Annotated in this window: 10 protein-coding genes and 1 tRNA gene; 2 read left to right on the forward strand and 9 right to left on the reverse strand. The window is 27.3% G+C overall.

What is annotated here, in order from left to right; translation table 11 throughout:
* Positions 1-5 precede the first annotated feature (5 nt).
* Positions 6-2,408, forward strand: a complete 2,403-nt coding sequence (locus L8W40_RS04360) for a tetratricopeptide repeat protein (RefSeq protein WP_263664761.1) — start codon at positions 6-8, stop codon at positions 2,406-2,408.
* A 102-nt stretch (positions 2,409-2,510) separates the two neighbouring features.
* Here L8W40_RS04360 and L8W40_RS04365 read toward each other — a convergent pair.
* The 7 genes from L8W40_RS04365 to secA form a co-directional block, all read right to left on the reverse strand.
* Positions 2,511-2,585 (reverse strand) — tRNA-Asn (locus L8W40_RS04365).
* Positions 2,586-2,652: 67 nt separating this feature from the next.
* Entirely contained in the window at positions 2,653-3,561 is a 909-nt protein-coding gene (locus L8W40_RS04370) for a radical SAM protein (RefSeq protein WP_263664762.1), read from the reverse strand.
* Entirely contained in the window at positions 3,558-4,580 is a 1,023-nt protein-coding gene (gene hemE, locus L8W40_RS04375; RefSeq protein WP_263664763.1) for a uroporphyrinogen decarboxylase, read from the reverse strand. The genes L8W40_RS04370 and hemE overlap by 4 nt, the downstream gene beginning before the upstream one ends.
* A gap of 14 nt (positions 4,581-4,594) precedes the next feature.
* Complete coding sequence (locus tag L8W40_RS04380) at positions 4,595-5,101, reverse strand: YqhA family protein (RefSeq protein WP_087699510.1); 507 nt, start codon at positions 5,099-5,101, stop codon at positions 4,595-4,597.
* Between the two features lie 10 nt (positions 5,102-5,111).
* Positions 5,112-6,128: an aspartate-semialdehyde dehydrogenase gene (locus L8W40_RS04385; RefSeq protein WP_263664764.1), complete on the reverse strand. Its 1,017-nt coding sequence runs from the start codon at positions 6,126-6,128 to the stop codon at positions 5,112-5,114.
* A 12-nt stretch (positions 6,129-6,140) separates the two neighbouring features.
* Positions 6,141-7,430, reverse strand: coding sequence for a sigma-54-dependent transcriptional regulator (locus L8W40_RS04390; RefSeq protein WP_263664765.1), 1,290 nt, complete (start codon positions 7,428-7,430; stop codon positions 6,141-6,143).
* 8 nt (positions 7,431-7,438) lie between these two features.
* Positions 7,439-10,030: a preprotein translocase subunit SecA gene (gene secA / locus L8W40_RS04395; protein ID WP_263664766.1), complete on the reverse strand. Its 2,592-nt coding sequence runs from the start codon at positions 10,028-10,030 to the stop codon at positions 7,439-7,441.
* Positions 10,031-10,149: 119 nt separating this feature from the next.
* On the opposite strand from secA, the gene lolA reads away from it, so the two are divergent.
* Complete coding sequence (gene lolA / locus L8W40_RS04400; RefSeq protein ID WP_263664767.1) at positions 10,150-10,656, forward strand: LolA-like outer membrane lipoprotein chaperone; 507 nt, start codon at positions 10,150-10,152, stop codon at positions 10,654-10,656.
* Here the strand turns inward: lolA and L8W40_RS04405 are convergent, their stop codons facing one another.
* The gene (locus tag L8W40_RS04405) at positions 10,657-11,307 is read right to left on the reverse strand and encodes a hypothetical protein (protein ID WP_263664768.1); all 651 of its coding nucleotides are present in this window, start codon (positions 11,305-11,307) and stop codon (positions 10,657-10,659) included.
* Positions 11,304-12,650, reverse strand: a complete 1,347-nt coding sequence (locus tag L8W40_RS04410) for an ATP-dependent DNA helicase (protein ID WP_263664769.1) — start codon at positions 12,648-12,650, stop codon at positions 11,304-11,306. The genes L8W40_RS04405 and L8W40_RS04410 overlap by 4 nt, the downstream gene beginning before the upstream one ends.
* Positions 12,651-13,859: the final 1,209 nt, after the last annotated feature.

Genomic DNA, 13,859 nt, shown 5'->3' on the forward strand with positions numbered 1-13,859 from the left:
AAAACATGGCCGAAGAAGTAACACCTAAAGAACAAGATAATCAAGAAAAAGCTTTTTCAGATATTGATGAAAATCCAGGAGTGGAAGAACAAACTATCCCTCCTGGCACAATACCTCCTGAATTAGAGAAAGAAGAAAGTACTTTTCAAAGAGTAGAGGAAGAACCTCAAACATTACAACCTGAAGAAAAGAAAAAGCTTTTTGATAAAAAATTTCTTATTTTGATTTCAACACTTGGTGCTCTTGCTCTAATTTTACTTATTATTTTAGTTTTACTTCTTGTTTTTAAAGAAGATAAAAAAGTAATCACAAATAATCCAATTTTAGAAGATAATGTTAGTACAAGTATCACAAAGGTGAAACAATCTGCTTTAGATCTTGTAGTACAAAAGGCAAATTTATTATATGAAAAAGGTGATATAGAAAGTGCTTTAGAGCTTTATAATAATATTAATATTTTCAATCAATCTTTATCAAGTTATAATCTTGGTGTAGCTCAAATGAAACAAAAAGATTATATTAGTGCTGTTGAGAATTTCAAACAATCTTTAGAATTAGAAGAACACAAAGTTGCAGCAGCTATTAATATAGCTGTGTGTTATTTTAATCTGGGCGATAAAGAGAAATTTAAATATTATCTTGATTTAGCAAGAGTACATTTACCACAAGATTCTAAATCTTCTTTGTATGATTATTATCTAGGATTAATTAATTACTATCAAGGATTTTATCCAGAGGCTTTACAAATGTTCATGCGTTCAAGTAATATCAACAGCTATCAAGGGGAGTCTTATTACCTTGGGGCAAAAATTTACGCATTATTAAAATCTGATCAAAATGCCATTAATCTTTTGCAAAAGCAACAAGATTATGAAGCAAGCTTACCCTTAGGTTTATTATATGCAAAACTGGGAGAATATAAAAAAGCTAAAGAATATCTTGAAAAAGCATCAAAAATAGAAAATCAAGCCATAAGAAGCAAAATGGCTCTAGCTTTAGTAGAATTAAAAACAGGCCAATTTGACAATGGTGCACAAATTTTAAAAACTTTATATGTAAAAGATAGAGCTATTGGCTCAAAATACTATAACATAAAAACAAGACTAAAAAGAAATTTTTCAAATATTGATATAGCGCAGCAACATTTTGCCAAAAGTTTAATCACAGGAAAACAACAAATTTATGATTTACTTTTTTATTTTTCACCTTATCGCGTTTTTGATATAAAACAAAGCATGGAACTCATCACAAAAGCTGATTTGGGAAATTTCATACAAGGGTATGAGTATGAAAATGAATTGCTTGTTAAAAGCAAAGCTTTATCAGGCGTTAATGTGGAATTATCTCATGCTATCAATCTAGCTTTTAATTTTCATCTAAGAGAAGCAAATCAAGAATTTAAAAATTTAAGTGAAATTTATCATGCTCATGATGTAATTCATTATAATCTTGCTTTAACTTATGCACAACTGCAAGATTATAATAATGCATATAAACATTTTTCAACTGCTTATCATTTAAATCCAAAAAATTATATTGCAGGTATTTTTGCCATATATTGCATGGATTTAGTAAAAAAAGATTATACCAAACTTGCTAATGAACTTTTGGAAAATTTACAAGCAGATAATAATATCGATCAAAATCATAATATCTATAAATATTTACTACATCTAGTTAAAAGTGACTTTACTGCTATGATTCCTTATTTAGATAACCTTTCAAATAGCAAAAATACTCCTTTAGAATTAATGTTTGCTATAGTAGCTGCTAATGGCAATAATCTTGAAATTTTAAGAAATCAAAAAATAAAAGAATTAAAAGATTTACTCGGTGAGGATATTATTAGCAATATTTTATATTTTAATTCTAAAAACACAAATCTTGATATTAAAGAGTATGCCAAACAAGCACAAATGTATTTTTTAACAACCAAGCTTGATTATAATTCTTTATTTGGTGGAGCTGGTATAGTTAAAGACAGCTATGTGACACTTATGCAAATTACAGGCTTGTTAAATCATGTTAGAAATGACATAAAAAAAAGACTTGCTATGAGTAATAAAAATTCCATCGGACTGATTTTTGCTCTAGCTTATGTTGATATTTTTGCTAAAGAATACCAAGAAGCATATACGCTTTACAATATCTTAATAGATGATTATAAAATCAAAGATGCACAAACTTTATTTTTAGCCGCAGTAGCAGCGATAGGTTCTAATAATCCAAATTCAGCCATAGCTTTACTAGAGCTTGCAAAATTAGAAAATGAAGAAACCTTAGAAGCAAGACTTGCACTAGGACTATTATATCATGAAGTCCAAAATTTAGAACCTGCTATGTTTCAATATGAAAAAGTAGGGAATAATTTTGAAAGTAAATTTTTTACTTTTGATATTAAAAATTAGTATTTTCATAAAATAAGAAAATACTAATTAACTATCAAAAAATATAATTATAAATTACAAATTAGATTATTATAAAATATACATGAGATTAACTTTATGAAGTGGCTCCGGATGTAGGATTCGAACCTACGACCAATCGGTTAACAGCCGACTACTCTACCGCTGAGCTAATCCGGAACATCAATAAATAAGAAATGATATTATATAAGAAAAAAACTTTTTTGTCAAGATTTTTTATAAAAAATTACGCTTTTTTGTAAAATTTTACTCCTGCTAAATTTTCTACAACAACTTTTCGTTCTTTAATTAATTTTTCTAATATATCTTTACTATGCTGACTAAATTTGTTTTCTATGTCAAATTCACTTTGCGCTCTAAGCTGCAGCATCTTCAGGAGCTCTTGGATATTAAAATCAATTTTTTCACCTTTGTAATAATGTTTAGCAAGCACAACAGGCACACTAGTGATATACATACTTAATTCTTCCAACTTTTCCAAAGATATACCTTTAACAGGATACGCAGGTGGTCTATCTATAGTGCTAAAATCCACTCTTGATGGTCTTATCTTGTCAAATGCCTCATTTAAAGCCAACATCTCATCTTTGTTATCATTCAATCCCTTGACAATTAAAACTTCCATAACAAGCTCACCCAAAAATTTCTCTCTAAAGGTGATCATTTGTTCTATCATTGTTTCAAGTTTTATTTGCTTTAAAGCCCTATCAACTCTATAAAAAGTTTTTTCCATTGCACTATCAAGACTAAATTTAACTACATCAATATACATTAAAGCATCAAAAATATCCGAATTTAAAACTCCACTACCATTGCTTAGGATTAAGAGTTTTTTATCTTGTTTTATTTTATTTAATTCATAAACTAATTCTTTTAAATGAGGATATAAAGTAGGCTCACCATTTGCAGTTAATGTTAAAAAGTCAAATTGCACATTACTTTTCAATACACTTTGTACTTCATCGATAATATTTTTTATTTTAGGATAAATTAAAGATTTTTCCAAAGGTTTTGCAGCTTGTAATTCACAATAAACGCAGTCAAAATTACATTGTTTTTGATTTGGACTTAAATCAATTCCCAATGAAAGTCCAAATCTTCTTGAACTTATAGGCCCAAAAGTTATTTTATTCACTTTTTAGATTTCTCTTGAACTAACTTGATAAAATATTTAGCATTATCAACAGGAATATCAGGTAAAATTCCATGTCCGAGATTAAAAATATGTGCACTATCTTGCATAATATTTAAAATTTTATCCACACCTTGTTCAATAGCTTTTTTATCATAGAGTCTGCAAGGCTCCATATTACCCTGCAAAGTATATTTAGCGCCTAGTTTTTCCTTAGCCAACTCTAAAGGGGTACTCCAATCTACTCCAAAGACATCAAAATTTCCATTTATATCATCTAAGAACCCACTTACCCCTTTAGGAAATAAAATCACAGGAATATGCGGATATTTTTCCTTTATAAAATCAGCAATTTCAAGCATATATTTAAAAGAAAACTCAAAAAACATTTCTTTTTCTAAAGCACTTGCCCAACTATCAAATACCTGTATAGCATTAGCACCTGCTCTAATTTGCTCTTGAATATAATACTTTAAAACAAAAGTAAGTTTAGATAAAATTTGATGTAAAAATTCAGGATTTTGATAGACTAATTTTTTACACTTTGCATAATTTTTACTACTACCACCCTCTATCATATAAGTAGCAATAGTCCAAGGACTTCCACAAAAACCAATCAAAGCTTTATCTTGTGTAAGTTTTTCTCTAGTAAATGCTAGTGCATCATAAACATAAGAAAGATTTTTAATGCTTTTTTCAACATCTAATCTTTCCAATTCTTCTTTTGTTTTAATAGGATTTGAAAATATAGGGCCCTCGCCTTTTTCAAATTTTAAATCCATACCCATTTCTAAAGGTACTACCAAAATATCTGAAAAAATAATAGCTGCATCAACACCCAAAATATCTACTGGTTGTAAGGTAACTTCACTCGCTTTTTTATAATCTTTACAAAGTGATAAAAAATCTCCAGCACTTGCTCTAACCTGCATATATTCAGGTAAATATCTTCCTGCTTGGCGCATCATCCAAATTGGAGTATAAGAGGTTGGCTTTTTAAAACATGCATCAATAAAAATCATTTTTATTCCTTATTTTAATGATCACTTTTGTGTAAAAAATAAAGTCCTATACAAAGAGCTAAAATAGAACCTGCAAGATAAGTCATATCCAAAACCGTATTTAGTTGCATTTGCAAAATTCTTTGGAAAAAATTTACAACTAAAACCATAATAATAACTTTTGCAAGTTTATCTTTTAGTTGATCTAAACTGTGCACCTCTAAAACTTTTGACTGTTTAGTTTGTTTAAATTCTTCTATTTCACTAATAAAAAGTTCATAAATTCCAAAAGAAAATATAAATAAAACTAAAGCCATTAAATATAAATCTACAGCCCCTATAATCAAACCAACAATATCTTCATGCAAATCCACCGTAGAATTAGGCAACATAAAATACTCAAATACATATTTTAAAACTTTAATCACATCATAACTTGCAATAAAAAATAAAACAAAAGCTCCTATAAGGCCAAAAATTACAGGCAAAATAGTGACTAAACGACTCTTAACCAATAAATTCTCAAAAAATCTTTCTAGCATTCTTCTCCTTTTAAACTAACTCTAGCCATTTTTGTGCAATACGCACTGCATTTGTAGCAGCTCCTACACGAATTTGATCAGCCACGCACCATAAGTGTAAAATATTTTTATGATTAATATCGCGTCTAATTCTTCCTACATAAGTTTCATTAGTATCGCTTGTAAAAAGTGGCATAGGATATTTTTTATTTTCTACATCATCAATCACAACAACACTTGGTGCTTTAGAAAGTATCTCTCTAACCTTAGCAACATCAACATCTTTTTCAAAATGCATAGTAATAGCTTCACTATGACTTCTAAGCACAGGAACTCTTACGCAAGTTGCTGAAATTTCAAGTTTTTTATGCAATATTTTTTGCGTTTCATTTACCATTTTTAATTCTTCTTTAGTGTAGCCATTTTCACTAAAAACATCAATTTGAGGAATTAAATTTAAAGCTAAGGTATATGGAAAAGTTTTTGCCTCAAATTCATCTAATTTAAAAGCAAAAAAACTTTGCATTCCTTGAACTAATTCTTCCATACCTTCTTTACCTGCACCACTTGCTGCTTGATAAGTACTTACATCTACTCTTTTTAGATTAAATACATCATCAAGTGGTTTTAAAACATGCACCATTTGTATAGTAGAGCAATTTGGATTAGCAATAATTCCTGTTTTTTCCCAATCTTTAATATCTTCGCTATTGCATTCAGGAACTACCAAAGGAACATTTTCATCCATTCTAAAATGACTAGTATTATCAATCACTACAGCACCACACTCTACTGCGTATTTTGCATACTCAGCACTTATGTTTCCTCCGGCACTAAAAAAAGCAATATCTACAGGATTTTCTTTAAAAACATTTGGAGTTAATTCTTTTACTTTATAACTTTTTCCTCTAAATTCTACTTCACTACCTGCGCTTTTTGCACTTGCTAATGGTAAAATACTTTCAACCGGGAAATCAAGCTCATCCAAAACATTTAAAAGCTCTTCTCCAACTGCTCCAGTTGCACCTACAATGGCTATTTTTTTCATCATCCATCCTTTTTAAGTAATATTGTATTTTTTCATTTTTTCACTAAAAATTTTCTCACTCATCCCTATAAGCTTAGCTGCTTCTGCAATATCTTGCGAATTTTTTAAAGCTTCTAAAATCAATTCTTTTTCAAGATTTTTAATATCTTTACTTTTTCTACTTTCTAGGAATAAATCTTGAGCGCTAATCTCATCATTTTCACTTAAAATACAAGCTCTTTGTATAATAGAAATCAACTCTCTAATATTACCTGGAAAATCATAAGCTAATAGAGCACATTGTGCTTCTTGACTTAAAGTTTTTTCATTAAAATCGTATTCTTTACATGTATCAAGTAATACCTTTTGTGCAATTTGCAAAATTTCTTCTTGACGCTCTCTTAGTGGTGGTATATTAATAGGAATAGTATTAAGCCTATAATATAAATCTTGTCTGAATTCATTATCTGCAATCTTTTTTTCTATATGAGCATTAGTTGCACTAATAATTCTTACATCAATCTTTATACTCTTAGTGCTTCCTAATCTTGTAATTTCTTTTTCTTGTAAGGCTCTTAATAATTTTGCTTGAATTTCATAAGGCATTTCACCTATTTCATCTAAAAACAAAGTGCCTTCATTAGCGAGCTCAAACAACCCTATTTTAGTAGTATTAGCATCGGTAAATGCACCTTTTTCAAAACCAAAAAGCTCACTTTCTATCAAATTTGATGGAATTGCTGCCATATTAATTGCTACAAAAGGCTTTTGTGCTCTTTTTGAATTTTTATGCACAAAATTTGCAAAAACTTCTTTACCCACCCCACTTTCTCCAAAAAAAAGCACACTCGCATCTGTCTTAGCAGCCTTAGTAGCCAATTTTAAACAATCTTCTAAAGCTTTAGAAGTGCCATAAAAATCTTGATTTTCTTCTTTTTTGATAGTCTTTTTATTTGTTTTTTTAGAAGTCTTTTCTTGAATTATTTTTGCGCGTTTTATCGCAGTTACTAAAGTATTAATATCAAATGGTTTTACTAGAAAATCTTTTACTCCAAGTCTTACTGCTTCTATGGCACGATTTAGCGTTGCATTACCTGTAATAATAATAAAATCATATTTATTCTCACAAGCTTGCACAAATTCAATACCATCCATACCCGGCATATTAATATCTGTAATAATCAAATCAACATCATCATTTAGTTTTTTTAAAGCTTCAGTTGCTGATTTATAAGATTTTATAGCAAATTCTTCATACTCACTCAAAGCAATTTCGAGTGATTTTCTCATATTTATATCATCTTCAACTATAACTAAATTCATTTCAAACCTTAAGCTAAAATACCCTTTTTAGGACCACTTTTACCATGACATTCTTTATATTTTTTACCACTACCGCAAGGACAAGGTGAATTTCTAGGCACTTTAGTAATTTGTGCTTCACCATTTTCATCAACACCACTTTCTGTAGTACTAGCTAAAAACTGCTCGTTTTGTTCATGGCTTTTTTCTTCAAAATTCTGTGCTTCTTTTTGAGTAAAAACTACATTAAATAACAATTTCAAACTATCAAATTTAACACGCTCAACAAGCTCCATGAAAAGATTATAGCTTTCTTTTTTATATTCTACTAAAGGATCTTTTTGATTATAACTTCTTAAACCTATACCAGTTTTTAAAATATCCATTTGGTATAAATGCTCTCTCCATAGATTATCCAAAATTTGAAGATATAGAATTCTTTCAATTCTTCTGGCTTCCTTATCTTCAATAATATTCATTTTATCTTTGTAAGCTTTTTCTAAAATTTCACTTAATTTATTTTCTGCTTCAATTACACCTAAATCTTTAAAATCAGCTTCACTAAGCTCAAGATTACACTCATAATTTACTTTTTGCTTTAAGCTTTCAAAATGCTTAACATCATCTTCAAGTTCTGCATTTAGATAAATTTGGCTTACTAAGTGATTACTATACTCAGCAATATTTTTTAAAATTTTATCTTGCAAGTCAAATTCTTCATCTAACAATTCATTTCTATAATTATAAATAGTCTTTCTTTGTTCATTTGCCACATCATCATATTCAAGCAAATGTTTTCTGCTCTCAAAATGCAAGCTTTCAACTTTTTTTTGCGCATTCTCAACAGCTCTTGTAACAATACGACTTTCTATATGCTCGCCCTCTTCTATACCTAATCTTTCCATGATATTTTTTATGCGGTCACCACCAAAAATTCTCAAAAGATTATCCTCTAAACTTAAGTAAAATCTACTTACACCAGGATCACCTTGACGCCCTGCACGACCACGAAGTTGATTATCTATTCTTCTGCTTTCATGACGCTCAGTTCCTATAATATAAAGCCCGCCTAAAGCTCTTATTTCATCATCTATTTTTATATCAACCCCACGACCTGCCATATTAGTAGCTATAGTCACTGCACCTTTTTTACCTGCATCTTGGATAATCAAAGCTTCTTGCTCGTGATTTTTAGCATTAAGCACATGATGAGGAATGCGTTCTTTTACAAGCATATTATGAAATACTTCACTTCTTTCAATACTTGCAGTTCCCACTAAAACTGGCTGACCCTTTGCATTTGCTTTTTTTATCTCTTCAATAACTGCTTTAAATTTTTCTTCTTGAGTTTTATAAATCAAATCATCTTTATCTATTCTTGCAATTGGTATATTTGTAGGTATAGAAACTACATCTAAATTATAAATTTGAGAAAATTCCGTTGCCTCAGTTTGTGCAGTACCTGTCATGCCTGCTAACTTTTTATACATTCTAAAATAATTTTGGAAAGTAATATCTGCTAAAGTTTGACTTTCTTCCTGAATTTTTACCCCTTCTTTAGCTTCTAATGCTTGGTGTAAACCATCACTAAAGCGTCTTCCCTCGCTTAATCTTCCCGTGAATTCATCAACAATTACAACTTCTTTATCTCTTAATACATAATGCACATCTTTTTCAAATAAATTATGCGCTTTTAAAGCCTGGTCAAGCTGATGGGCCAATATTGCATTATCTAAGCTATATAAATTTTCTACTCCAAATAATTTTTCAGCCTTAGAAATTCCAGCCTCTGTAATCATAATAGTTCTATTTTTCTCATCGACAACAAAATCACCACTTGGCAATTCTTGAGGAGTAGTAGCTGCTTGGCCTTTTTGCATTTGTTTTGCTACTTCATTTGCTTTAACATAGCCGTCTAAAGTTCTATTTGTAGGCCCACTTATAATAAGCGGAGTTCTTGCTTCATCTATTAAAATACTATCCACTTCATCAACTATAACAAAATTATGCTCTCTTTGTACTTTTTCAAGCTTTGAAAATTTCATGTTATCGCGTAAATAATCAAAGCCTAATTCATTATTTGTACCATAAGTTATATCACACTCATAAGCTTTTTTATGTGCCTCATCACTATTTTGTTCTGAAAGTATCACACCTACACTAAAACCTAAAAAATTATAAATAGCACTCATTTGCTCTGCATCTCTTTTAGCCAAATAATCATTTACGGTAACCACATGCACACCCTTACCACTCATAGCATTTAATACAACAGGTAAAGTTGCAACCAAGGTTTTACCTTCCCCAGTTTTCATTTCAGCAATTTTTCCATCATGTAAAACCATACCACCAATTAATTGCACATCAAAATGACGCATATTAAGAGTTCTTTTTCCTACTTCTCTAACTATCGCAAAAACATCATTCAATATTTGGTCTAAAGTTTGTTCTTCTTTTTGAATTTGTGTTTTAAATTCTATAAATACTTGTTTTAATTCATCATCGCTTAAATTTTGGTATTTTGATTCTAAAGCATTAATTTGTGCAACCCTCTTTAAATATTTTTTTACTTCTCGATCATTTTTTGTGCCAAATATTGCTTTAAATACACTAGAAAACATTTTTTTACCTTTAATTACAAAAATATATGCTAGATTATACCTTGAATTTAATTAGAACTATATAAAAAGTTTTGTTTGGATAAATTTTATATAATTTACAAAATTTTTAAAGGATAATTATGAGATATTTTATATTTTTAATGTTATTTGTTTGTAGTATTTTTGCTTTTGATATAAATTTTAAAAATTTTAGTAGTGATTTTGAACAAAAGGTGCAAGGCAATAATTCTTCGCTAAATTATAAAGGAAATTTTATCATTACTCAAAATAAAGCCTTTTGGAATTATACTAAACCAAATAAAAAACAAATTTATATCAATCACAAAGAAGTTATTATCATAGAGCCTGAGTTAGAACAAGCCATTTATACTCAATTGCAAAATTTACCAAATCTTCAAGAAATTTTTAAAAATGCAAAATTAATATCTCATGAAAATTATGAAGCAAAATACGAAAATATCACATATAATATCAAACTAAAAAATGATAATCTTAGTAATATTTCTTATAAAGATGAGTTGGGAAACTTAGTTAGTATTTATTTTTATAATCAGAAATTTGATCAAAATATCAACGAAAACATTTTTATACCAAAAATCCCAAGCCATTTTGATATTATTCAATAATCAAAATGGTATTTCATTAAACAAATCTTGCTGTTCTTTACTTGGAGCTAACATTTGCATTTGAGTTTTTTCCATGGTTTTTAAAATCATATCCATAGTCTCTTTACTTGTGTTAGTATCTTGATTAAAACTTTTATTACCATCTTTATCATTGCTGTTTATTTGATCGGTATTTATATCTTTTGATTGAGTATTATTTTGATCTGTATTTTTTGCAACTTTGGAATTATCTTGAATTCCCTTTTGTTTGATAGTTTTTATTGTATTGTCATCTTTTTTTTCCAAATCATTTATAAAACGCTTAAATTCTTCCAAGTCAAACTTAGCTACCGAATTAATTTTTAAAATATAAATATTTTTAATTTGAGTTTTATATTTTTTATTACTAAATTTAAGCAAGGTTTCCTTAAAATTATTTTTACCAATTTCTGTAAATAAATCTTCATAAAAATAACTGGATACAATAGTGTTTAAAGCATCTATAATTTTCTTTTGATCTAAATTTTCTCCCTCAAAATCTAAATTCATTTCAATTTTTTTTAAAGTATTATTTCCAACCTTTGAATATAAATCAGTTCTAAAATTTTCTATACTCAAGGAACTAGCATGGATATTAAAAAACATTAAAAGCAAAACTATAATCCATTTCATATTATCTCCTCATCTTCTTCTAAATCTATAAATTTTTCTTGTAAATAAAATTTTTTCACTTCTTTATCGGTTTTTAAAATTCTTAAAAAATAATCCTCAAAAGGCATTTTATAATTATATATGATTTTTAAATTACAAGGATTAATGGCCCTTGATAAACATACATATAATTGTCCTTTTTCAAAAATTCCATCAATGTCACATATTAATTTATCAATACTCATACCTTGAGATTTATGGATTGTTATAGCATAAGCTAGTTTTATAGGAAATTGAACAAATTTAGCTTTTATCTTAACTTCTAGTTTTTCATCTTTGTCTAACTCATACTCTTCTAAGGTATATTCATATGGTTTTAATTTCAATCTTTCACCATTATTTTTCTCTATCAGAATATATTCTTGCTCTTTATCTTTTATAAAATCTAAAATAATTCCTTGTTCTCCATTGTAATAATTTTCCTCTTTATTATTTACACAAAAAATAATCTTAGAACCTATTTTTAATTTTAACTCCTCTAAAGAATTTAATCCTTTAATCCACTGCTCATAAATTTTATCATCTAAAGTATAATCTAATTTTTCCATTCTTGATTTAAATATTTTTTCTTTACCTTGCAAAAGATTTAATTTTTTAGCATTTATACAATTAGCTTTTTTATTTGTAGCACACAATAGGGTATATTCGTCCATATACTCAAGCAAATCTTTTGGATAAATTAACATTTTTTTAAAAAAACTTAGTATTTCTTGATTTACTTTGCCAATTCTAAGAAAAAATAAATATTCATAAAATTGTTTATCTAAAGTTCTTTTAGTAATACTAAGTCTTAAATTAATAAATTTAAGATCATTCCAAGCTTGCGAAGAAAAAGCATATAGAGTATTTTGAAATAAAGTGTTTTGATTCTCTTTGTAGTTTATTACAGGTGGAAGTTGAAAAAAATCACCGACTAATAAAATTTTACCACTAAAGTCACTTCTTGTTAATCTATAATAAATCATTTCCATCAAAGATGCACTTATCATAGAAATTTCATCAATAATTAATAAATCACATTGTTTTAAAATTCTTTTTAATTTTTCTAACTTATTTCTTTGTTTTCGATCTTCATAATACAATTCATCATAATTTTGACATCTTTTAAAGGCAAAAAAACTATGTAAAGTAACTCCTCCTATATTAAATGCACTTAATCCAGTAGAACCTAATACAACAACAATTCTACCTTGTTTTCTATATAATTTAACAAGTTCTGTAGTTAAAAATGATTTACCAACTCCAGCAGAACCACTTAGAAATATATTATTATCTTTTAAGAAAAAATCTAACTTATTTAACATCATCCTAATATTATATTATAATCTACTAAAACTCAACTAAAAACCTTACCCTATTAGAACAACTAAACCCTCTAATTCATAGTAAATATCTCATATAATCACAACCAATTATCCACCAATACAATGACTTATTATAAACTTTATTGTAAACAATATCACACATCACACTTTACAATACTATTTCAATATAAAACTAAAAAGTAAAAACTAAAAACAAAAATTTATTAAATTCACTATAAGCATTTTAAAATTAAAAACAAGCAAGCTAATAAATTACTAAAAATAAAGAATGATAAAACCAAGTCAAATACCCAAACAACATAAAACTAAATAAATTTCTAAAAAGCATAAAAAATAAAAAAACTATAAATTAATTAAAAAAAACGCAATATAAGAAATATAAGAAATATAAGAAATATAAGAAATATAAGAAATATAAGAAATATAAGAAATATAAGAAATATAAGAAATATAAGAAATATAAGAAATATAAGAAATATAATCTAAAAAACTAAAACATATTTAGCAAACTACTAAAAAACAAAAAATAATTTTAGCAAATTGATAAAAAAGTCAACAAACAATTAAAAATAAACTACCAATAAATTATTAGAATACTTCAACATAGATTAAAAACCAAATTTAAAAACTATACTAAAAATAAAAAAACCTAATTTACCAGATTAATAAAAAAATAAATAATTAAAAACTAGAAATTAAAAAATCACCTACAGCTAACAACCATAAAAAACCTAAAACTAAATCAAACACTAAAAATAAGAATTAAAATATCTACGGTTAACAACCAAGTTGGCTAAACCGCTAAATAAAAATCACAAAAAATAAAATAATAAAACCAACCACCAAATAAGCCATTAAAACAATTCAATAACTAACAACACAAATCTAAACCATAAAAAAATAAAACAATAAACCCAAAAACCATAACATATAAGAATAAAAATCGATAACAAAATAAAAAAAACAAACCACTCTAAAAATTAAACCAATAAACAGCTAAATAGCATATAAAACTAAATTTTATAAAATAAAAAAATAATAATAAATACCCTATCTAATCAACACAAATTAATTAAAAATTTTCACAATATAACTAAATAATATATAAAAATAAATTTTATAACCAAATAAAAAAATAACAACTAACAATAAGCATAAAATATAAACTAATTTAAGGATTAAGCTAAT

This window comes from Campylobacter sp. IFREMER_LSEM_CL1846 (assembly GCF_025772105.1).
Lineage (GTDB): Bacteria > Campylobacterota > Campylobacteria > Campylobacterales > Campylobacteraceae > Campylobacter_D > Campylobacter_D lari_D.

Bases quoted from the DNA above. Each gene is read 5' to 3' on its own strand.
- L8W40_RS04360 (WP_263664761.1), top strand. From the start codon at position 6: ATGGCCGAAGAAGTAACACCTAAAGAACAAGATAATCAAGAAAAAGCT.
- hemE (WP_263664763.1), bottom strand. From the start codon at position 4,580: ATGATTTTTATTGATGCATGTTTTAAAAAGCCAACCTCTTATACTCCA.
- L8W40_RS04380 (WP_087699510.1), bottom strand. From the start codon at position 5,101: ATGCTAGAAAGATTTTTTGAGAATTTATTGGTTAAGAGTCGTTTAGTC.
- L8W40_RS04385 (WP_263664764.1), bottom strand. From the start codon at position 6,128: ATGAAAAAAATAGCCATTGTAGGTGCAACTGGAGCAGTTGGAGAAGAG.
- L8W40_RS04390 (WP_263664765.1), bottom strand. From the start codon at position 7,430: ATGAATTTAGTTATAGTTGAAGATGATATAAATATGAGAAAATCACTC.
- secA (WP_263664766.1), bottom strand. From the start codon at position 10,030: ATGTTTTCTAGTGTATTTAAAGCAATATTTGGCACAAAAAATGATCGA.
- lolA (WP_263664767.1), top strand. From the start codon at position 10,150: ATGAGATATTTTATATTTTTAATGTTATTTGTTTGTAGTATTTTTGCT.
- L8W40_RS04405 (WP_263664768.1), bottom strand. From the start codon at position 11,307: ATGAAATGGATTATAGTTTTGCTTTTAATGTTTTTTAATATCCATGCT.
- L8W40_RS04410 (WP_263664769.1), bottom strand. From the start codon at position 12,650: ATGTTAAATAAGTTAGATTTTTTCTTAAAAGATAATAATATATTTCTA.